Annotated in this window: 21 protein-coding genes, 1 other RNA gene and 1 pseudogene; 7 read left to right on the forward strand and 16 right to left on the reverse strand. The window is 63.9% G+C overall.

What is annotated here, in order from left to right; translation table 11 throughout:
- Positions 1–6: 6 nt before the first annotated feature.
- Entirely contained in the window at positions 7–945 is a 939-nt protein-coding gene (miaA, locus tag ACZIRK_RS38930) for a tRNA (adenosine(37)-N6)-dimethylallyltransferase MiaA (protein ID WP_474419310.1), read from the reverse strand.
- Here miaA and serB point away from each other — a divergent pair.
- Positions 944–1837 carry a phosphoserine phosphatase SerB gene (gene serB, locus ACZIRK_RS38935; protein WP_130227627.1) on the forward strand — a complete coding sequence of 298 codons (894 nt, stop codon included), beginning with the start codon at positions 944–946 and terminating at the stop codon, positions 1835–1837. The two genes, miaA and serB, sit on opposite strands and share 2 nt — an antisense overlap.
- Positions 1838–1930: 93 nt before the next feature.
- On the opposite strand, the gene ACZIRK_RS38940 is transcribed toward serB, so the two are convergent.
- From ACZIRK_RS38940 to ACZIRK_RS39005, 14 genes are all read right to left on the reverse strand, one after another.
- Positions 1931–3436, reverse strand: coding sequence for a Do family serine endopeptidase (locus ACZIRK_RS38940; protein WP_130227626.1), 1506 nt, complete (start codon positions 3434–3436; stop codon positions 1931–1933).
- 263 nt (positions 3437–3699) lie between these two features.
- Positions 3700–3900, reverse strand: a complete 201-nt coding sequence (locus tag ACZIRK_RS38945) for a DUF2065 domain-containing protein (RefSeq protein ID WP_130227625.1) — start codon at positions 3898–3900, stop codon at positions 3700–3702.
- 74 nt (positions 3901–3974) lie between these two features.
- Positions 3975–4895, reverse strand: coding sequence for a protease modulator HflC (hflC, locus tag ACZIRK_RS38950; RefSeq protein WP_130227624.1), 921 nt, complete (start codon positions 4893–4895; stop codon positions 3975–3977).
- Entirely contained in the window at positions 4892–6034 is a 1143-nt protein-coding gene (hflK, locus tag ACZIRK_RS38955; protein WP_130227623.1) for an FtsH protease activity modulator HflK, read from the reverse strand. The genes hflC and hflK overlap by 4 nt, the downstream gene beginning before the upstream one ends.
- A 161-nt stretch (positions 6035–6195) precedes the next feature.
- Positions 6196–6720 (reverse strand): dihydrofolate reductase, encoded by a 525-nt coding sequence (locus ACZIRK_RS38960; RefSeq protein WP_130227622.1) that lies wholly within the window; start codon positions 6718–6720, stop codon positions 6196–6198.
- 10 nt (positions 6721–6730) lie between these two features.
- The gene (locus ACZIRK_RS38965; protein ID WP_474419303.1) at positions 6731–7117 is read right to left on the reverse strand and encodes a hypothetical protein; all 387 of its coding nucleotides are present in this window, start codon (positions 7115–7117) and stop codon (positions 6731–6733) included.
- Positions 7096–7515 (reverse strand): HEPN domain-containing protein, encoded by a 420-nt coding sequence (locus tag ACZIRK_RS38970; protein WP_165435346.1) that lies wholly within the window; start codon positions 7513–7515, stop codon positions 7096–7098. Before ACZIRK_RS38970 ends, ACZIRK_RS38965 begins: the two co-directional genes overlap by 22 nt.
- Complete coding sequence (locus ACZIRK_RS38975) at positions 7515–8000, reverse strand: N-acetyltransferase family protein (protein ID WP_474419304.1); 486 nt, start codon at positions 7998–8000, stop codon at positions 7515–7517. The genes ACZIRK_RS38970 and ACZIRK_RS38975 overlap by 1 nt, the downstream gene beginning before the upstream one ends.
- A 10-nt stretch (positions 8001–8010) precedes the next feature.
- Positions 8011–8805, reverse strand: a complete 795-nt coding sequence (locus ACZIRK_RS38980) for a thymidylate synthase (protein ID WP_456642478.1) — start codon at positions 8803–8805, stop codon at positions 8011–8013.
- Positions 8806–9132: 327 nt separating this feature from the next.
- The gene (locus ACZIRK_RS38985; RefSeq protein ID WP_208828405.1) at positions 9133–10116 is read right to left on the reverse strand and encodes a tripartite tricarboxylate transporter substrate binding protein BugD; all 984 of its coding nucleotides are present in this window, start codon (positions 10114–10116) and stop codon (positions 9133–9135) included.
- Between the two features lie 125 nt (positions 10117–10241).
- Positions 10242–11759, reverse strand: coding sequence for a tripartite tricarboxylate transporter permease (locus tag ACZIRK_RS38990; protein WP_028161791.1), 1518 nt, complete (start codon positions 11757–11759; stop codon positions 10242–10244).
- Positions 11760–11766: 7 nt separating this feature from the next.
- Positions 11767–12531 (reverse strand): tripartite tricarboxylate transporter TctB family protein, encoded by a 765-nt coding sequence (locus tag ACZIRK_RS38995; protein ID WP_474419305.1) that lies wholly within the window; start codon positions 12529–12531, stop codon positions 11767–11769.
- Between the two features lie 87 nt (positions 12532–12618).
- On the reverse strand, positions 12619–13152 hold the full coding sequence (locus ACZIRK_RS39000; RefSeq protein ID WP_130227615.1) for a chromate transporter: 534 nt from the start codon (positions 13150–13152) through the stop codon (positions 12619–12621).
- Entirely contained in the window at positions 13149–13760 is a 612-nt protein-coding gene (locus ACZIRK_RS39005) for a chromate transporter (protein WP_028161788.1), read from the reverse strand. The genes ACZIRK_RS39000 and ACZIRK_RS39005 overlap by 4 nt, the downstream gene beginning before the upstream one ends.
- An 88-nt stretch (positions 13761–13848) precedes the next feature.
- On the opposite strand from ACZIRK_RS39005, the gene ssrA reads away from it, so the two are divergent.
- The 6 genes from ssrA (at position 13849) to ACZIRK_RS39035 (ending at position 18847) form a co-directional block, all read left to right on the forward strand.
- Positions 13849–14211, forward strand: a transfer-messenger RNA (tmRNA) gene (ssrA, locus tag ACZIRK_RS39010).
- A 164-nt stretch (positions 14212–14375) separates the two neighbouring features.
- Complete coding sequence (locus ACZIRK_RS39015) at positions 14376–14885, forward strand: SspB family protein (RefSeq protein ID WP_474419311.1); 510 nt, start codon at positions 14376–14378, stop codon at positions 14883–14885.
- Between the two features lie 72 nt (positions 14886–14957).
- Positions 14958–16379, forward strand: a complete 1422-nt coding sequence (gene fumC, locus ACZIRK_RS39020; protein WP_474419306.1) for a class II fumarate hydratase — start codon at positions 14958–14960, stop codon at positions 16377–16379.
- 327 nt (positions 16380–16706) lie between these two features.
- Entirely contained in the window at positions 16707–16895 is a 189-nt protein-coding gene (locus ACZIRK_RS39025; RefSeq protein WP_028161785.1) for a DUF4169 family protein, read from the forward strand.
- Complete coding sequence (locus tag ACZIRK_RS39030; RefSeq protein WP_035688975.1) at positions 16892–17155, forward strand: ribbon-helix-helix domain-containing protein; 264 nt, start codon at positions 16892–16894, stop codon at positions 17153–17155. The genes ACZIRK_RS39025 and ACZIRK_RS39030 overlap by 4 nt, the downstream gene beginning before the upstream one ends.
- A gap of 117 nt (positions 17156–17272) precedes the next feature.
- Positions 17273–18847 (forward strand): ABC-F family ATP-binding cassette domain-containing protein, encoded by a 1575-nt coding sequence (locus ACZIRK_RS39035; RefSeq protein ID WP_474419307.1) that lies wholly within the window; start codon positions 17273–17275, stop codon positions 18845–18847.
- Positions 18848–19004: 157 nt separating this feature from the next.
- Here ACZIRK_RS39035 and ACZIRK_RS39040 read toward each other — a convergent pair.
- Positions 19005–19126: pseudogene (locus ACZIRK_RS39040) on the reverse strand (ISAs1 family transposase); the annotation flags it as partial.

Here is a 19126-nt window from a genome sequence, read left to right on the forward strand (position 1 = left end):
CTCCTTTCAGTCGCGCCCCGGAACGACGTTGTCCACCCATCCCCTCGCCGCTTCCGGCGCCACCCATTCGAATTCCGGCAATTGGTGGCGGAACCAGGTGAATTGGCGCTTGGCGTAATGGCGGGTGTCGGCGCGGCCGATCTCGAATGCCTCCTCGCGGCTGATCTCGCCCTTGAGGTGCCGGATCACGGCCGGCACGCCGTGGGCCTTCATCGCCGGCAGCAAGGGATCAAGATCGCGCGCCGCGAGCTTTGCGACCTCGTCCAGCGCGCCAGCGTTCAGCATCGCCTCGAACCGGGCATCGATCCGGGCATAGAGCTTGTCGCGCTCGGGCGCGAGGAACAGCGCGGAGAACTCGCCCGGCGGCAATAGCGGCGGCAGGCCGTCGCGATGCCAATCGGTCAGCGAGCGGCCGGTCGCCTCTACGACTTCGAGCGCGCGGGCGATGCGGGTGCGGTCCCGCGGCTTCAGGCGCTCGGCATAGGCGGGATCGCGCCGGGAAAGTTCCGCATGCAGCGCCTCGACGCCGTCACGCTCAAGCCGCTCGCGCACAACCTCGCGCACCTCGGCAGCGATCGGCGGCACCGCCGACAGCCCGCGGGTGAGCGCCTTGAAATACAGGCCCGATCCGCCGATGAAGATCGGCAGCCGGTTCTCGGCGCGCACCTCGGAAAGCACCTTCGCGGCATCCGCGACCCAGGCGCCGGCGGAGAAATTCGTAGCTGCGTCGACATGGCCGTAGAGCCGGTGCGCGACCAGCGCCTCCTCCTCGACCGTCGGCCGCGCCGTGATGATGCGGAGGTCGCGATAGACCTGCATTGAGTCGGTGTTGATCACGACGCCGCCGGCTTTTTGCGCGAGATCGAGCGCCAGCGCCGACTTGCCGCTGGCGGTCGGCCCTGCGATAAGCACCGCTCTTGTCCCAGCTTTCGAAGCCGCCGCCATGTCGCTTGTCGCCACCCTCATCTGCAATCCCGCCAATCCGGCGCTCGACTCCACCATTGTCGACGGCGCGCTGGCCGTCCTGCCGTCGCCCGGCGCGGCAGAGTGGCTGTTCGACGAAGTCGCCATCGACATCCCCTTTGATGGCAGCGAGGATATCAAGGCGATCGAAGCCCGCCTGCAAGAGGCGCGCGGCGACCTGCCGATCGATATTGTGGTGCAGCCTCGCGCCTTCAGGCGCAAGAAACTTTTTCTCGCCGACATGGATTCCACCATGATCGGCCAGGAATGCGTCGACGAGCTCGCCGATTTCGCCGGGATGAAGGAGCACGTCTCAAAAATCACCGAACGCGCGATGCGCGGCGAGATCGCCTTCGAGCCGGCGCTGCGCGAGCGCGTCGCGCTATTGAAGGACCTGCCGGTCAGCGTGGTCGACGAGGTCCTGGAGAAGCGCATCACGCCGACGCCGGGCGGCCGCGAACTGGTGATGACCATGCGCGCCAATGGCGCCTGGACCTGCCTGATCTCGGGCGGCTTCACGCTGTTCACGAGCGCCATCGCCGCCAAGATCGGCTTCCAGGAGAACCGTGCCAACGAGCTGATCGCGCAAGGCGGCAAGCTCGTGGGCGAAGTGAAGGAGCCGATCGTCGGCCGCGCCGCCAAGCTCGCCACGCTGATCGAGCTGCGCGAGGCCTTCGACCTCGATGCCATCGACACGCTGGTCGTCGGCGACGGCGCCAACGACCTCGGCATGATCGAGGCCGCCGGCCTCGGCGTCGCCTACCACGCCAAGCCCGCGGTCGCAGCCGCCGCGGCGGCGCGGATCGACTATGGCGACCTCACGGCGCTGCTCTACGCACAGGGCTATCGGCGGGATGAGTTCGTGGAGGGGTAGGCTCCTCGACCGTCATGCCCGGGCTTGACCCGGGCATCCATCCACTTGAAAGAAGGCGATGGATTGCCGGGTCAAGCCCGGCAATGACAACTCCTACTGCACGCTCAGCGCCACGAAGCGCAGTTCGCCGTCGCCGTTGGAGACGAGCAGGAGGACCGACTTCTTGCCGTCCTTCTTCAACTGGTCGACGCGCTTCTTGATGTCGGCGGCGTTAGCGACCGCTTCCTGCGCGACCTCGACGATGACGTCGCCGGCGGACAGGCGCTTTTCGGCGGCATCGGAGGAGCCATCGACGCCGGTGATGATCACGCCCTTCACGCTGTCCTTGATCTTGTACTTGGTGCGGAGATCCTTGTTCAGCGCCGCAAGATCGAGCCCGAGCGCCTTCTGCGTCACCGGCTTCTCCGCCGGCTCATCCTTGGTCTTGGCGTTGGCCTGCTGCACCTTGTCGGTGTCCTCGAGCCGGCCGAGCGTGACCCGCTTGGTCTCCTCATTGCCCTTGCGGATGACGACAACGTCGACTTCCTTGCCGACGGCGGTGTCGGCGACGACGCGCGAGAGATCCTTGGGATCCTTGACGTCCTTACCGTCGAACTTGACCACGACGTCGCCAGGCTCGATGCCCGCGGGTTTCGCCGGCCCCTTGTCGTCGACGCCGGCAACCAGCGCACCACGCGCCGGCTTGATGTTGAGGCTGTCGGCGATCTCGTCGGTGACCTGCTGGATTCGCACGCCGAGCCAGCCGCGGCGCAGCTCGCCAAATTTCTGCAGTTGATCCACGACGGCAGCGACCGTCTTCGACGGCACGGCAAAGCCGAGGCCGATCGAGCCGCCGGTCGGTGAGATGATCAGCGTGTTGACGCCGACCACTTCGCCTTCGAGGTTGAACAGCGGTCCGCCCGAATTGCCGCGGTTGATGGCGGCGTCGGTCTGGATGTAGCTATCATAGGGACCCTGGCTGATGTCGCGATTGCGCGCCGACACGATGCCGGCGGTCACCGAGCCGCCGAGGCTGAAGGGGTTACCGATCGCGATCACCCATTCGCCGAGCCTGAGCTTGTCGGAATCGCCGAACTTCACCGCGGTCAGCGGCTTCGGCGGCTTGAACTTCAGGACGGCAAGATCCGTCTTCTTGTCGACGCCGACCAGCTCCGCCTTCACCTTGGTGCCGTCGTTCATGATGATGTTGATCTCGTCGGCATCGGCAATCACGTGGTTGTTGGTCACCACGATGCCTGCGGTGTCGACGATGAAGCCGGAGCCGAGCGAGTTGGTCTTGCGCGGCTGAAACTCGCCGTTCTTGTCCCCGCCCTTGCCGCCACCGGGGCCACGGCGGTTCTTGAAGAAGTCGTCGAAGAACTCCTCGAAGGGCGAGCCCGGCGGCAGTTGCGGCATGGCGCCGCCGCCCTTGGCCTCCACTGTCTGCGACGTCGAGATGTTCACGACCGCATCGATCACCTTTTCGGCAACGTCGGCGATGCCGTCGGGTCCTCGCGCGAAGGCCGCCGGCACCGAGGCAAGCATGCCGGCGGCGCCAATGGCGATCGCGGCTCCCATCAGGCGCAGGCGACGGCTCAAGGCGGGTCTGGCACCGGTCATGTCAGCTTCTCTCCAGGAAGTATGATATAGGGCCACAGTGCGCCCGAACGGGGTGGCCGCGCAAGCATTTGAGACAACCATTTCGGCGAAAAACCGGCGCCTTGCGGCTCACGATCGCGTTGGACCGACAAGTTCCGGGCAGCCAATTTTTTTCGTCATGCCCGGGCTTGTCCCGGCCATCCACGCGCTTTCTTTGTGGCGGCCAAGAACGTGGATGCCCGGGACAAGCCCGGGCATGACGATGCCTGCGTTCGCAGCGACCGCTACCGCCGCACCAGCCAGATCAGGATCAAGCCAGCCACTGCCGATCCGATCCCGACCACGCGCAAGACATTGTCCGGGGTTGCCAGCGCGCTTTTCATCGCGCGCCGCATCCAGCTCGGGCTTGCCGCGAACATCAGGCCCTCGAGCACGAACAGAATTCCCACACCGATGAGGAAGTCGGCGAACGCTATGGACCTCATCGGATGGCGACCTCTCGTCCGGGCGTTTCTTCTTGGCTAAAGGGCGAAGCGGATGCTTCGCCCTCGTGATGCGGTTACTGCTGCTTCGGCGCGGCGGCCGCTGCCGACGGACCGACGGACGGCGGACGGCCGGCCGCGCTGCCGAAATATTTGAAGAAATCGGAGTCCGGGCGCAACAGGAAACGGGTGTCGTTGGCGCGCAGACCGTTCTCATAGGCAGTCATCGAGCGGTAGAAGCTGAAGAAATCCGCGTCCTTGCCATAGGCCTCGGCGAACAGCCGGTTACGCTCGGCGTCGCCCTCGCCGCGCACCTGCTCGGCGGACGAATTGGCCTCTGCGACGATGACGGTTGCCTCACGATCCGCCTTGGAGCGGATCTCCTGCGCCTTCTGACCGCCTTGGGCGCGGAATTCGGCGGCCTCGCGCTGACGCTCGGTCTGCATCCGCTGGTAGACCGCCTGGCTGTTCTGCTCCGGGAGGTCGGCGCGGCGGATGCGGACGTCGACGACCTGGATGCCGTAGCCGTCGGCCTCGTGGTCGAGCTGGTCGCGGATCCGCGCCATCAACCTCTCGCGCTCGTCGCGGACGACGTTGATGAAGGTGACCTCGCCGAGCACGCGGCGCAGCGCCGCGTTGAGCAGCGTCGTCAACTGCACGTTGGCCGCCTGGATCGTGCCGACGCTCTGATAGAAGCGCAGCGCGTTCTTGATGCGGTAGCGAGCGAAGGCGTCAACCACCAGTCGCTTCTGGTCGGAGGCGATCACTTCCTGCGACGGGTTTTCCAGGTCGAGGATGCGCTTGTCGATCGAGATCACGGAATCGATAAACGGCGCCTTGAAGTTGAGGCCGGGCTCGGTGACGACGCGGACGGGCTCGCCGAGCCGGACCACCAGGACCTGCTCGGTCTGCTGCACGGTGAAGACCGAGCTGTAGCCGATGATGACCAGCACCAGCAGAATGATCAGCGCGGCAATGCCGGTGACGGGGGACCTCATCGCGTGCCTCCGCCCTGCTGCTGACCAGTGGTGGCGGACGGACGCCGCGGCGTCAGCTCGCTCAGCGGCAAATAAGGCACGATGCTGTTCTGGCCCGACGCGCCGCCGTCATAGACCAGTTTCTCGGAGCCACCGAGGATGCGTTCCATGGTCTCCAGATAAATGCGTTGCCGCGTCACGTCGGGGGCCTTCTTGTACTCGTCATAGACCTTCAGGAAGCGCGCACTCTGGCCCTTGGCCTCCGCCACCGCCTGCTCCTTGTAGCCTTCGGCCGCCTGCACGATCTGGGCGGCGCGGCCGCGCGCCTCCGGGATCACACGGTTGGCATAGGTCTGTGCCTCGTTCTGCAACCGCTCGAGGTCGGCCCGCGCGGCCTGCACGTCGCGGAACGAGTCGATCACCTGCTGCGGCGGATCGACCTTCTGCATTTGCACCTGGGTGATCATGACGCCGGCGCCGTAGGTATCGAGCGTCTTCTGCATCAGTTCCTGCACGTTCTGCTCGGTGGTGGTGCGCGCGCCGGTGAGGATCGGCTGGATCTGCGACCGGCCGATCACCTCGCGCATGGCGCTCTCCGCCACCGCCTTCACGGTGCCCTCGGGATTCTGGATGTTGAACAGGAAGTCGCCGACGCCGTCGGGCTTGATCCGCCACAGCACGGTGAAATCGACGTCGACGATGTTCTCGTCGCCGGTCAGCATCAGGCTCTCTTCCGGAACGTCGCGCATGGTGCGGCCGCGCCGCGCCGGGTCGTCGATCAGGGTCATGCCGATCGAAATGGTGGAGACGCGCAGCGCCTTCGGCAGCAGCACTGTCTCAATCGGATAAGGCAAATGATAGTTCAGGCCCGGCTGCACCGTGCGCACATGCTTGCCGAAGCGCAGGACGACGCCGAGCTCTTCCGACTGCACCCGGAAGAAGCCGGACAGGCCCCAGATCGCGAGCGCGCCGACGACGACAAGCGCGATCCCCATGCTGCTGAAATGACCGCCGGGCAAGAGCTGCTGCAGGCGGTCCTGGCCGCGGCGCAGGAGGTCCTCAAGATCCGGCGGGCGCGGTCCGGGCGATTGCGGTCCGGTGCCCCATGGTCCCTTCGGACCCGAGCCCCACGGCCCCCCGCCTTGATTCTTCCACGGCATTAACGCTTCTCCTCGGCAAGCCCGGGATGGATGATGGACGCCCGGCCTCGTCAGTCGCCCGGCTTTATAGGGGACCGGATGGCCCCTTACAACGCAAGCTTCCAAGCTGAACGAGCTATGCCTGCGGACATAATTGTCAATGCAAACATTGGCTAGCGGGGTTAACGCTTGATCCGCCGGCGATATGTCACATAGGAAAAATCGACGCTGTCATGCGGCCCGGCCGGATTTCGCACCCGCGCCACTTCTTCCCATTTCGCCGTGTCAATTGTGGCGAAATACGTATCACCTTCCGGCCGCGCATGCACTTCGGTAATTTCGAGCCGGTCGGCGCTATCGATCCATTGCGCGTAGATCTCGGCGCCGCCGATGACGGCGATCTCGGTGGCGAAACGCCGCAGCGCATCGCCGAGCGCGATCGCACGGGCGTTCTCGAACGACTGGGTGACGATCGCGCCGGGAGCGCGATAGTCCACGTCGCGCGTCACCACGATGTTGGTCCGACCGGGGAGCGGCCTGCGCAGGGACTCGAAGGTCTTGCGCCCCATCACCACCGGCCTGTTCATGGTGATGGCCTTGAAGCGCTGCTGGTCGCTCTTCAAGCGCCACGGGATCGCATTGTCGCGCCCGATCACGCCGTTCTCGGCAACCGCTGCGATCAGCACGATCTCAAGAACTGAATTCATTCCGCGGCAATCATGCAGCGAGGCGATACACCAATGCATCGTCTATAAGCACACCGTTGATCAGATTTCGACTGAAACGAATCGTCGAAATGCCGTCTACCTTGATAATACTACCCATTGCGGCAAGCATTTCGTCCTGGGGTGGAACGAGCTTTACTCTCGATAGGTCGAGCCGCTTTCTCAAATCGCCTCGGTCATCGAGAGCGACGGCCATCTCAAGCAAAGCTTGTTGCAAGTTTTTCTCTGCCTTCGGGGTACGGATAACGAGCCGCCACTCCTCGACGTCAGGAAAGAATATCCAGGCAGCACCAGTCACCGGAAATCTTGCTTCGTCGAGAATTCGGACGAGTTCACTGCCCATATCGATATCTGCGTCTACCAAAACTGCTGCAGCCATTTCATGACCCCGAATTCTGGATTCTCGACAGCATCTCTCATGGCAGCCGCCGTTACCGCATCAATCATATCATATCGGGACTCGACCGACCATTCGGTCGCGATAGCCCAGCGAACGTCGAATTCACGATTTTCACGTTCTGTTTTGAGGAACTCAGCAAGACCTGCCAGACCTACTAGTTTGGTTATTTCATGATCGAGAAAGCCGCGCAAAACCGCTTTATCCGGTACAGTCTCGGCCACCATCTGGCGCGCTATGCAGGCCTTCAGGCCAAGCTCGATGCCGTAACCATAAAGATAGTAGGAGTTCGAGAAGCGACTATTCTCGTACAAGAGACGGGCATCCTCAATCTTAGCCAGCGCCAAACGCTGCAGTGTTCCTCTGGGCAGCGCCGCCATCAGCGCGCCCCGTCCGCCAGCGCCTGCAGCGCCGGGCCGGTGACGCGGCACAGCGTCCATTCGTCCATCATCACGGCGCCGAGCGATTTGTAGAATTCGATCGAGGGCGTATTCCAGTCGAGCACGGCCCACTGCAATCGCGCCCAGCCGTTGGCGACACATTCCCTCGCAAGATGGACGAGCAGCGCCTTGCCGATGCCCTTGCCGCGCAGCGCCGGGCGGACGAACAGATCCTCGAGATAAATACCGTGGCTTCCAGCGAAGGTGGAGAAATTGACGAACCAGACGACAAAGCCCGCAGGTTCGCCGTCCCACTCCGCGATATCGCAAATGAGCCGCGGATTATCGCCGAACAGCGCGCCGGCGATATCGGCTTCACTGGCCTTCATCTCGTGCAGCAGCTTCTCGTATTCGGCAAGCTCGCGAACCAACGAATGGACGAGCCCGGCTTCATCGGCGCGCGCGCGGCGGATTGTCAGCGACATCCTTAAGCGCTCATACCGCGACTTCCGCTTTGATATGCGGGTGCGGGTCGTAGCCCTCGAGTTTGAAGTCCTCGTAGCGGAAGGCGAAGATGTCCTTGACCTCGGGATTGATCTTCATCACCGGCAGCGGCCGGGTCGGACGCGTGAGCTGCAGCCGCGCCTGCTCGATATGGTTGGAATAGAGATGCGTGTCGCCGAGCGAGTGCACGAAATCGCCGAGCTTCAGTCCCGTCACCTGCGCCACCATCATGGTGAGGAGCGCATAGGACGCGATGTTGAAGGGCACGCCGAGGAAAACATCGGCGGAGCGCTGGTAGAGCTGGCAGGATAGTTTGCCGCCTGCGACATAGAACTGGAACAGGCAGTGGCAGGGCGGCAGCGCCATCTTGTCGACGTCGGCCGGATTCCAGGCGCTGACGATCAGGCGGCGCGAATCCGGATTGCGCTTGATCATGTCGATCACGTTCGCGATCTGGTCGATGCTGCGGCCGTCGGGCGCCGGCCAGGAGCGCCATTGCGAACCGTAGACCGGGCCGAGATCGCCATTGGCGTCGGCCCATTCATCCCAGATGGTGACGCCGTTGTCGCGCAGATATTTGATGTTGGTGTCGCCAGCCAGGAACCAGAGCAGTTCATGCACGATCGCCTTCAGCGGCAACCGCTTGGTCGTCAGCATCGGGAAGCCGGCCGACAGGTTGAAGCGCATCTGGTGGCCGAAGATCGACAGCGTCCCGGTGCCGGTACGGTCGTGCTTCTCCGCGCCATCGGCGAGGATGCGTTCGAGCAGGTCGTGATACTGGTTCATGGCGTGAGCTTCGGGCCTTTCGGGAACGGCGAATGTACCGGCCGCAAACGGCCGTCGACACGGCGATTCGGCCTTCCCTGGCGATTATACCCCGAAAAATGATGGCCCATTCTTAAACGACAAGGGCGGAACCCGCGTTCCGCCACTTGCTTTTCTCGCCGTCATTCCGGGGCGCGCGGAGCGCGAGCTATGATGTGCAATTGCACATCAGAGAATCCATTTCGCCGCCGGCGCATGCCGCCCGATGGATTCCGGGCTCGTCCTTCGGACGCCCCGGAATGACGGCGAGATGTCCCGGGTTGCGCTTCGCTCCACCCGGGCTAGCGATTAGCCAGCTGGCTTGAGCACCGGGGTCCACTTCTTGATCTCGTTATTGACCAGCGTCCCCAGCGCCTCCGGCGAGCGGTCGGCGGGCTGCGGGATGACGCTGCCGAGCTCGAGCAGGCGCTTGCGGACGGTCTCGTCGTCCAGCGCCTTGACGGCTGCCGCGTTCAATTTGGCGATGATCGGCGCCGGCGTGCCCTTGGGCGCGAAGATCGCGTTCCAGGCCTGGGCCTGGAAGGCCGGGAGGCCGGCCTCGGCCGTGGTCGGGACGTTCGGCAGCGACGGGTTCCGCTCGGGGGTCGCAATCGCATAGGCCTTGATGGTGCCGGCATTGATCTGTGGCACGGCGTTGACGATCTGGTCGCACATATAGTCGACCTGCCCGGCCACCAGCGCGTTCATCGCCGGGCCCGTGCCGTTGAAGGGCACGCCGACCGGCTCGATGCCGAGGACCGAATTCAGGAGCTGGCAGGAGACGTGGGAGACCGAACCGACGCCGGCATGCGCCGCGTTGACCTTCTCGGCGTTGGCCTTCACGTAAGTCACGAATTCCTTCAGGTCCTTCGGCGGAAAGTCCTTGCGCGCCAGGATCAGGATCGGCGTGCCGGCCAGGAGCCCCACCGGCTCGAAGCTCTTCTCCGGATGGTAGGCCAGATTGGGATAGAGGGGCACCGAGGCCGCGTGCGTCCCCATGTGCCCCGTGATCAGCGTATAGCCGTCATTGGCGGCGCGCGCCGCGCGTGCGCTCGCCGTGGTGCCGCCAGCTCCAACCACGTTCTCGATGATGATGCTCTGGCCGAGCGTTTGCGCCATATGGCCGGTGACGATGCGCGCGATGACGTCGGTCGGGCCGCCAGCCGCGAACGGCACGATCATGGTGATGCTGCGCGTCGGATAGTCCTGCGCGCGCGCCGGCGCGACAACAGCCGACAGCAAGGCTGCCAGCGCGAGAGAAGCACCCGCAAGCGAGCGACCATACCAATTCATCAAGATCCCCTGAGGTCCGTTAAACGAAAATGCCGGCCAAACGGCCGGCATTTCTTTTCATACCCAACTTCTGGGAGTCGATACGACTTCCGCCTGCGACACGCCGACGCAGGCTGGGTCTCAGGTCACCCCTCGGACTCCACGAACACCTCGTCGCGCTTGGCGCGCAGGGTCGGCAACACCGCCAGCACCAGCAGGCCGGCGGCGATCGCCAGCAGCACCGCCGACAGCGGGCGGCTGACGAACACGCTCCAGTCGCCGCGCGAGATCAGGAGCGCCCGGCGCAGGTTCTCCTCCATCAGCGGCCCGAGCACCATTCCGAGCAGCAGCGGCGCCGGCTCGAAATCGTGCTTGATCAGCCAATAGCCGACCAGGCCGAACACGCCGGCCAGAATGACGTCGACCGGGGCGTTGTTCACGGAGTAGATGCCGATCGCGCAGAAGATCACGATCGAGGGGAACATCAGCCGGTACGGCACGCGCAACAGCCGCACCCAGATGCCGACCAGCGGCAGGTTGATGATGACCAGCATCAGATTGCCGATCCACATCGAGGCGATCATGCCCCAGACCAGATCCGGCTGTTTCTGCATCACCTGCGGTCCCGGCACGATGCCGTGGATGGTCATCGCGCCGACCATCAGCGCCATCACCGCGTTGGGCGGGATGCCGAGCGTGAGCAGCGGGATGAAGGAGGTCTGCGCCGCGGCATTGTTGGCGCTCTCCGGCGCCGCCACGCCCTCGATCGCGCCGCGGCCGAACCGCGACGGATTCTTGGCGAGCTTCTTCTCCAGCGTATAGGCGGCGAAGGAGGCAATGACGGCGCCGCCGCCCGGCAGGATGCCGAGGATCGATCCCAGCACCGTGCCGCGTCCGATCGCTGGCGCGGAGTCGATGAGGTCCTTTCTCGTCGGCATCAGGCCGGTGATCTTCTGCTGCACCAGATCGCGGCTCATCTCGGCGCCGTGGTCGAGGTTGCGGATGATCTCCGCGAAGCCGAACACGCCCATCGCCACGGTGGCGAAGCCGAGGCCGTCGGCGAGCTCGGGGATGTTGAAGGCCATGCGGGACGCGCCGGTCTCGATGTCGGAGCCGACCATCGACAGCAGCAGCCCGAACACGATCATCGCGATCGCCTTCAGCACCGAGCCCTTTGCGAGCACCACCGCGAAGATCAGGCCGAGCACCATCAGCGAGAAATATTCGGCCGGCCCGAACGCCAGCGCGAGTTTCGTCAACGGCGCTCCCAGGATGGCAATCAGGACGGTGGCGACGCAGCCGGCGAAAAACGAGCCGATCGCGGCGATCGCCAGCGCCGGGCCGGCGCGGCCCTGCTTTGCCATCTGGTGGCCGTCAAGGGCAGTGACGACCGAGGTCGCCTCGCCCGGGATATTGACCAGGATCGAGGTGGTCGAGCCGCCATATTGGGCGCCGTAATAGATGCCCGCGAGCATGATCAGCGCGCCGACCGGCGGCAAGCCGAACGTGATCGGGAGCAGCATCGCCACAGTGGCGATGGTGCCGATGCCCGGCAACACGCCGACTAGCGTGCCGACAAGCGCGCCGATGAGGCACATCAAGAGATTGATCGGCGAGAAGGCGACGGCAAAACCGTGGGCGAGATTAGCAAAAAGATCGACCATCACGCCCTCACTGGATCAGGAAACGCGGGAACATCGGCATCGGCAGCCCCAGCACATAGGGGAACAGGAGTGCGCAAGCGAGCGTCAGGCAGGCGCCGACGATGATGGCCTCGATCCATCGCGTCTCATGCGAGCCGACTGTCGCGATCATGAAGCTTGCAAACGCCGACACCACCAAACCGAGTGGACGGATCGCGAGAGCGAAAAAGAGGATTGCGGCCATTACGAACAGCGGTCCGCGCCAGGAATAATGCGCCAATCCCGGTCCCTCGCTGAACAGCCCCGTCACCGCAATGCCGGCGCCGAGCGCAACCAACAGCACGCCGAACATCCGCGGAGCGGTGCCAGCGCCGAAGGAGAAGCCGCGCATGCCCTGGAGGTCACTTGAAGCCCATAGCGCCAGCAGCGCAAGCGCCATCAGCACGATGCCGCCGATATAATCCTGCGGCGCGCGGATCTTGACGAACAGCGTGACGATCGCAACCGCAAACAACGGATAGGAATAGATCAGCGCCAGCAGCACATCCGAGGAAAAGCCCTTCTTGGCGTCGACGGCGATCGATCCGAACACCGCGTTGGGTGCGGCGGATAGTAGCGCCCCGCCATGGGCGAGCAGCACCTGCGCCGGCCCGCGGCCCGTACCCACTCCGATGATCGTGCCGAGCGACCACACAAGCTCGAAAAGCTGCGGCGCCAATGCCAGCACGAAAATGCCGATGGCGGCGTTCGTGTTACGTGTGCTTGATGCGGTTTGGCCCATCGTTTCGGCCATGCATGTCTCCTCCGTGCCCGCACCGCGGGCCCTGTTATTCTATCGGCTGGATTTGCGACCTGCCCCGGCCTTGCCTAGCGATTTTCGTCAGATAACGCCAGCGAAACCGAGGACGCCCCCGGCCAGTAGCAGCCAAAAAGGGTTAAGCCGCGTCGCAAAGGCAACAATGGCCGTTATCACCGTCGTCAGAGCGGCAATCCAACTTTGGTCGGAGGTCCGGGCCAAAATGAACCCGCTCGCGGCCATCAGCCCGATCGAAAGCGGAACCAGTGCCGCCTGGATGATCGCCGGCCAGCGCGAATGGCGCGAGCGCGTAAGCAGCCCGCTCACATAATAGGCAAGCAGCGCGGTCGGCCCGCACATCGCAAGCGTCGCCGCCAGCGCACCGGCAATGCCGGCGACGGAGTAGCCGATCAGGGTCACGATCAGCACGTTCGGCCCCGGCGACAATTGCGAGATCGCAAAGACGTCGGCGAACTCCTTGTCGGTCATCCAGTGCCGGACCTCGACGGCGATCCGGTGCATTTCGGGGATGGCCGCATTGGCACCGCCGACGGCAAACAGCGACATCAGGCCGAACGTCCAGATCAGCGTCGCAATCGGGTTCGTATGCTCGTTCATGCCCGCCCCCGCTGGCGAATCAGCAGTGTCACGGCCAGGCTTGTGGGAACGGCGACCAGCAGCACCTCTGCCAACGGCAGCCGCAACACCCCGATGGCGACGAAGACCGCGACGAGGACCACGAGGCCGGCGATATCGCGCCGCTTGACCAGTGGCATCGTCATCTTGAGCATCACGGACAGCAGAAGGCCGACGGCGACGCAGGCTACGCCGGCGAGCGTCCGCCGCAGCGCTTCGATCTCGCCATAGTTCTTGTAGAGCGCCGCGAGCACGATCGCGATCAGCATCGGCGGGCCGACCAGCCCGGCAAAGGCCGCGATCCCGCCGGCAAGCCCCCGGAAGCGAGAGCCGAACACGAACGACAGATTGACGATATTCGGCCCCGGCAGGAAATGGCACAGCGCGAAGGTCTCGTTGAACTCGTCCGCGGTCATCCAGCGGTGCTGCTCGACAATGCCCCGGCGCGCCCAGACCAGAACCCCGCCGAACCCGGCCAGGGACATTTTTGCAAAAGCCACGAACAGTTCCCCCAGGCTGGGCTGGATGGGCGGGGTCGAGGCAGGAAGGTCCGCCACGGGAGCGGCGGCCGGCGGAGAATCGGAGGACATGACAAGAGCCTAAAATGCCGCATCCTGCCGGCCAAGGCGATAAACCGAAGCCGTTCCATGCACGAAACGCCGGGATGGGGCCGCCAAGGGTCTGTTTTTCCGTCGCTTTGCAGCCTATATTGGGGGTGCCGGCTTGCCGGCTATGGAAATAAACGACCGTCGAAATAAACCATTCGGACCCGGGGGCGGTACCCGGCGCCTCCACCAGAGCCCATGCGGAACGCAAGCCGTGGGTTCCGGCGGGGGCGAAATAGGATCGACGAGGGCGTAAAGGGCGTGTTTTTTCTCGGTATGGTTCCGCCGATATCGGGCCAATGCAATAGTTGCCAACGACAACTATGCTCCGGTTGCTCAGGCTGCGTAACGCAGTTTGAAAGACCACTTTAAAGCCCTAGCGGGTTAAGCTCCGCTAGGCGGGGTTCGGAGGCACCTGGCAACAGAAGCCTCCACTTCACATTCGCATGGTAAAGTGCGTGCATCCCAAGCGGGTGCTTGTGCCGCAAATTCGATCCGGAAGGCCTGCTGACCTTGGCTTGTGGCCGGGATACCATAGAGCTAAAGGCGAGTCGGGCGACCGGCATGCGGCCGGCCATTTTTGAACGCGACAGGACCATCATGGCGACCGATCACATCCGATATGACGTGCTGGCGCGGGACGCGCTGCGCGGGGTGGTACGCCACGTGCTGGCGGACGCCGCGGAGCACGGACTTCCCGGCGAGCATCATTTCTACATCACCTTCATCTCCAACGCCGACGGCGTGAAGATATCGCCGCGGCTGCTCGCGCAATATCCGCAGGAGATGACGATCATCCTGCAGCACCAGTTCTGGGACCTCGTGGTGACGGACGATCGTTTCGAGGTCGGACTTTCGTTCGGCGGCATTCCGGAACGGCTCGTCGTGCCCTTCGCCGCCATCAAGAGCTTCCTCGATCCCTCCGTGAAGTTCGGCCTGCATTTCGAACCGTCCGAGGAGGACGTCGCGCCCGAGAAGCCCGAGCCCAAGCTGCCTGCGGCTTCGCCTGCGCCACCGCCGCCCGAGACTGCTTCGCAAGAAAAGGAAGACTCGGACAAGCCGAGCGAAGGCGCCGAGGTGGTTCGGCTCGACCGCTTCCGCAAGAAATAATCTAAACACGCACCGATCATCGACGCTGTAGAATGAACGTTACGCCGCTTCACGGCGCAACGGACATTGGCAATGGCTCGATCAACATCCTCTTCACAAAAAAACAAAACCATCCGCGTCGAGACCGACAGTTTCGGTCCGATCGACGTCGCCTCCGATCGCTATTGGGGCGCGCAGACCGAACGCTCCCGGCAGAACTTCCGCATCGGCCGCGACCGCATGCCGATCGAGATCGTGCATGCGCTCGGCATCGTGAAACTGGCGGCAGCGCTCACCAACCGCGAGCTTGGCCTGATCGATGCGCGCCGCACCAATGCGATCACGCGTGCCGCGAAAGAAGTGATCGAAGGCAAGCTCGACGATCATTTCCCGCTGGTGGTGTGGCAGACCGGCTCGGGCACGCAGACCAACATGAACCTCAACGAGGTGATCGCCAACCGCGCCAACGAACTGCTCGGCTTTGAACTCGGCGCGAAGAAACCGGTTCATCCCAACGACCGCGTCAACATGAGCCAGTCGTCGAACGACTCGTTTCCGACGGCGATGCACATCGCGGCGGCGCAGGGAATTTTCGAGAGGCTGATTCCTGCGCTCGGCGAATTGCATCGCGAGCTGCGCCGCAAGGAGAAAGCGTTCGCGAAGATCGTCAAGATCGGCCGCACCCACACCCAGGATGCGACGCCGCTGACGCTGGGTCAGGAATTCTCCGGCTATGCCGCGCAGGTCGAGAGTGGCATCGCGCGGCTACGCACGGCGGCGAAGGATCTGTTGCCGCTCGCGCAAGGCGGCACCGCCGTCGGCACCGGCCTCAACTCCAAGCCACGCTTTGCGAGACTGTTCGCAAGGCACGTCGCCAAGATCACGAAGCTGCCGTTCATCAGTGCGCCGAACAAGTTCGAGGCGCTGGCCTCCAACGACGCCTATGTGCTGGTGCACGGCGCGATCAATTCGGTGGCGACCGGGCTGTTCAAGATCGCCAACGACATCCGCTTTCTCGGCTCGGGTCCGCGCTCAGGCCTCGGCGAACTGATCCTGCCGGAGAACGAGCCGGGCTCATCGATCATGCCGGGCAAGGTGAACCCGACGCAATGCGAGGCGATGACGATGGTATGCACGTACGTCTTCGGGAACGAAACCGCCGTCACCATCGCGGGCAGCCAGGGACACTTCGAGCTGAACGTCTACAAGCCGGTGTTGGCGTATTGCATGATGAGTTCCGTTCAGCTCCTGTCGGATGTTGTCCGCTCCTTCACCGAGCATTGCGTGGTCGGGATACGTGCCGACGAGAAACGCATCGGTGAGTTGATGCAGCGATCGCTGATGCTCGTCACTGCGCTTGCGCCGAAGATCGGATACGACAACGCCGCGAAAGTCGCGAAAGCAGCACATGCGCGCGGCACGACGCTCAAGGAAGAGGCGCTGCGGCTCGGCTATGTATCGGAACGTGAATTCGACTCCCTGGTGCAGCCGGACAAAATGACACATCCGGGTTAAGTGAAACTGCAAATTGCATAATTTTCCCGGGAAAAAACGGTGATGCGTTGCGCTGACTCGCTACGAATTAGCGCTAGCCCCGCGCGTGATATAATTATGGATCATAACGCCTAAAGAATAAGATCGGTTGCAGCGGGCGTTGCGTTGACGCATGGGACAGCAGCGAAATATAGGTTTTCGTGGGGCGAAGCTGACCTTTTGATGCTTATCACTAGGCGCTATATAGGGATTTCGGATGGGCATGTGCAGTGCTTGCGCGCAACTTGGCTGCGGCCTGTTTCGCCAACAGGCATTTGCGCCTTCGGATCGCTGGATGATGGGGCGAGCATGGGGGACGTGATCAACTTGAACCGAGCAAGAAAACAAGAGCAGCGCAAAGAAGCTGCGAAGCAGGCCGAAACCAACCGCGCACGATTTGGTCGCACCAAGTCCGAACGGAAAGCGGACGAGCTTCGCAAAGCGCGCGACGAGAAGCTGTTGGATCAGCATCGTATCGACGGCGGAGACGCATCATGAAATCGCCCGTCGTCAAACGTTCGATCGTGGTCGCAGGCCACAAAACCAGCGTCAGCCTGGAAGAAGCGTTCTGGAATGGCATGAAGGAAATCTCGGGCCTCCGGAACATGACGCTGTCGGAGCTGGTCGGCGAAATCGACAGCAATCGCCAGCAGGGCAATCTGTCGTCGGCGATCCGGCTTTTCGTGCTGGAGTATTTCCGTTCGCGCGCGGTCGCCGCGACGACGGTCCAGGCACCGGACAACAGGCCGCAAGCCTGATCCGTTGCAGATAGCCGGTGCTCAGGCACCGGCTTCACCGACAAACCTGAGTGGAGAGCGAAATGGATATCGCCAAGCTAACCGCGCCGCGAAACCTGTCCATTTCGGAAGCTCTCCATGCCTGCCTTTGTCGTCCTGGATTCCATCTCGCTTCACGCGCCTGACGGCCGCTCCCTGTTCGATGAGCTGACGCTCGCGATTGGACGCGAGCGCACCGGCATCGTCGGACGCAACGGCTGCGGCAAATCGACACTGCTGCGCCTGATCGCGGGCGAGATCGAACCGGCAGCCGGATCGGTTTACCGTGCCGGATCGATCGGCATGCTCGCGCAGATCGCCGACGAACGGGCGACGGTGGCGCAAGCCGTCGGCGTCGATAGCGAGCTCGCGTGCCTGCACCGGCTCGAGCGCGGTGACGGCACACTCGAGGATGCCGCCGCGGCTGACTGGACACTGGAACCACGACTACAGACCGCGCTGACGGAAGCGGGCCTGCCCACGCTATCGCTCGATCGCGCGGTGGCATCGCTCAGCGGCGGCGAGCGAACGCGCGTCGCGCTGGCGCGCCTGTTGATCCAGGCGCCTGACGTGCTGCTGCTGGACGAGCCCACCAACAATCTCGACGCCGACGGCCGCGAGGCGGTGGCGCAATTGCTCGGGCGATGGCAAGGCGGCATCGTGGTCGCAAGCCACGACCGTACGCTGCTCGAGCATGTCGACCGCATCGTCGAACTGACGCCGGTTGGCGTCACGATTTTCGGCGGCGCGTGGCCTGATTTCGCCGAGCAGCGCGACGCGGCGCGCTCGCGTGCGGAAACCGAACTGGAGCGGGCAGCTGACGCGCTGCGCAGCGCCGAGCGCGCGACGCAGAAGGCGCGCGAAAGAAAGTCGCGCCGCGACAAGGCGGGCCGAGCCTGGCGCGCCAAGGGCATCGAGGACAAGATGTTCATGGACCGCGAGATGGAACGCGCGGAGGCCAGCGCCGCCCGCGAAGGCCATCTTGCCGAGCGCCTGATCGGCGAGCGCGCGGATGCATTCGAGGAAGCCCGCGCGCGGGTGGAGATCGTGACGCCGCTGTCGATCGACCTGCCGAAGACCGCCCTTCCCTCCAATCGCGAGCTCGTCGCCTTCGACGGCGTGGCGATGGCCTTTGCCAACCGCCGCCTGTTCGGGCCGCTGTCGTTCGAACTGCGCGGCCCCGAGCGCGTTGCGATCGGCGGCGCCAATGGCACGGGCAAGAGCACATTGCTGCGCCTGATCACCGGAGAGGCGCAGCCGACCGCCGGCATGATCCATCGTCGCACCGAGCGGATCGCGATGCTCGACCAGCATGTCGGCCTGCTCGATGCCGGCACCGGCATCTTGGACAATCTGCGCCGGCTCAACCCGGAATTGTCAGCCAATGAAGCGCATGCCGCGCTGGCGCGATTTGCCTTCCGCAACAGGGCCGCATTGCAGATCGTGGATACGTTGAGCGGCGGCGAGCGCCTTCGCGCAGGTATGGCTTGCGTGTTCGCACGGCCGGAGCCGCCACTATTGCTGCTGTTGGACGAACCCACCAACCATCTCGACCTCGCCGCGATCGAAGAACTGGAAAGCGCGCTCCGCGACTTCGATGGCGCGCTGGTCGTCGTCAGCCACGACAGGGCATTCCTGCAGGCGATCGGGATCGAACGGGAGATTACGCTGTGAGGCGGCGAGCCCGGGTTCACCTCGCCCCGCTTGCGGGGAGAGGTCGAAATTCGAGCACAGCTCGAATTTCGGGTGAGGGGAGCCTCCGCGAGTCCTTCTGTCACCGTGCTCGCGGAGAGAGCCCCTCACCCCAACCCTCTCCCCTTAAGAACCAGGGCTATCGCATATGGCCGAGCAAGGTGAGGAGGAAGCTGTCGTCCCAGCCGGCGCGCTTGATTTTTCGACGTATGGAGGTGGGACCAGGACAAGACCGAAGGATGTTGAGCGCGAGCCTGCGCA

Source organism: Bradyrhizobium sp. Leo114, assembly GCF_055229415.2.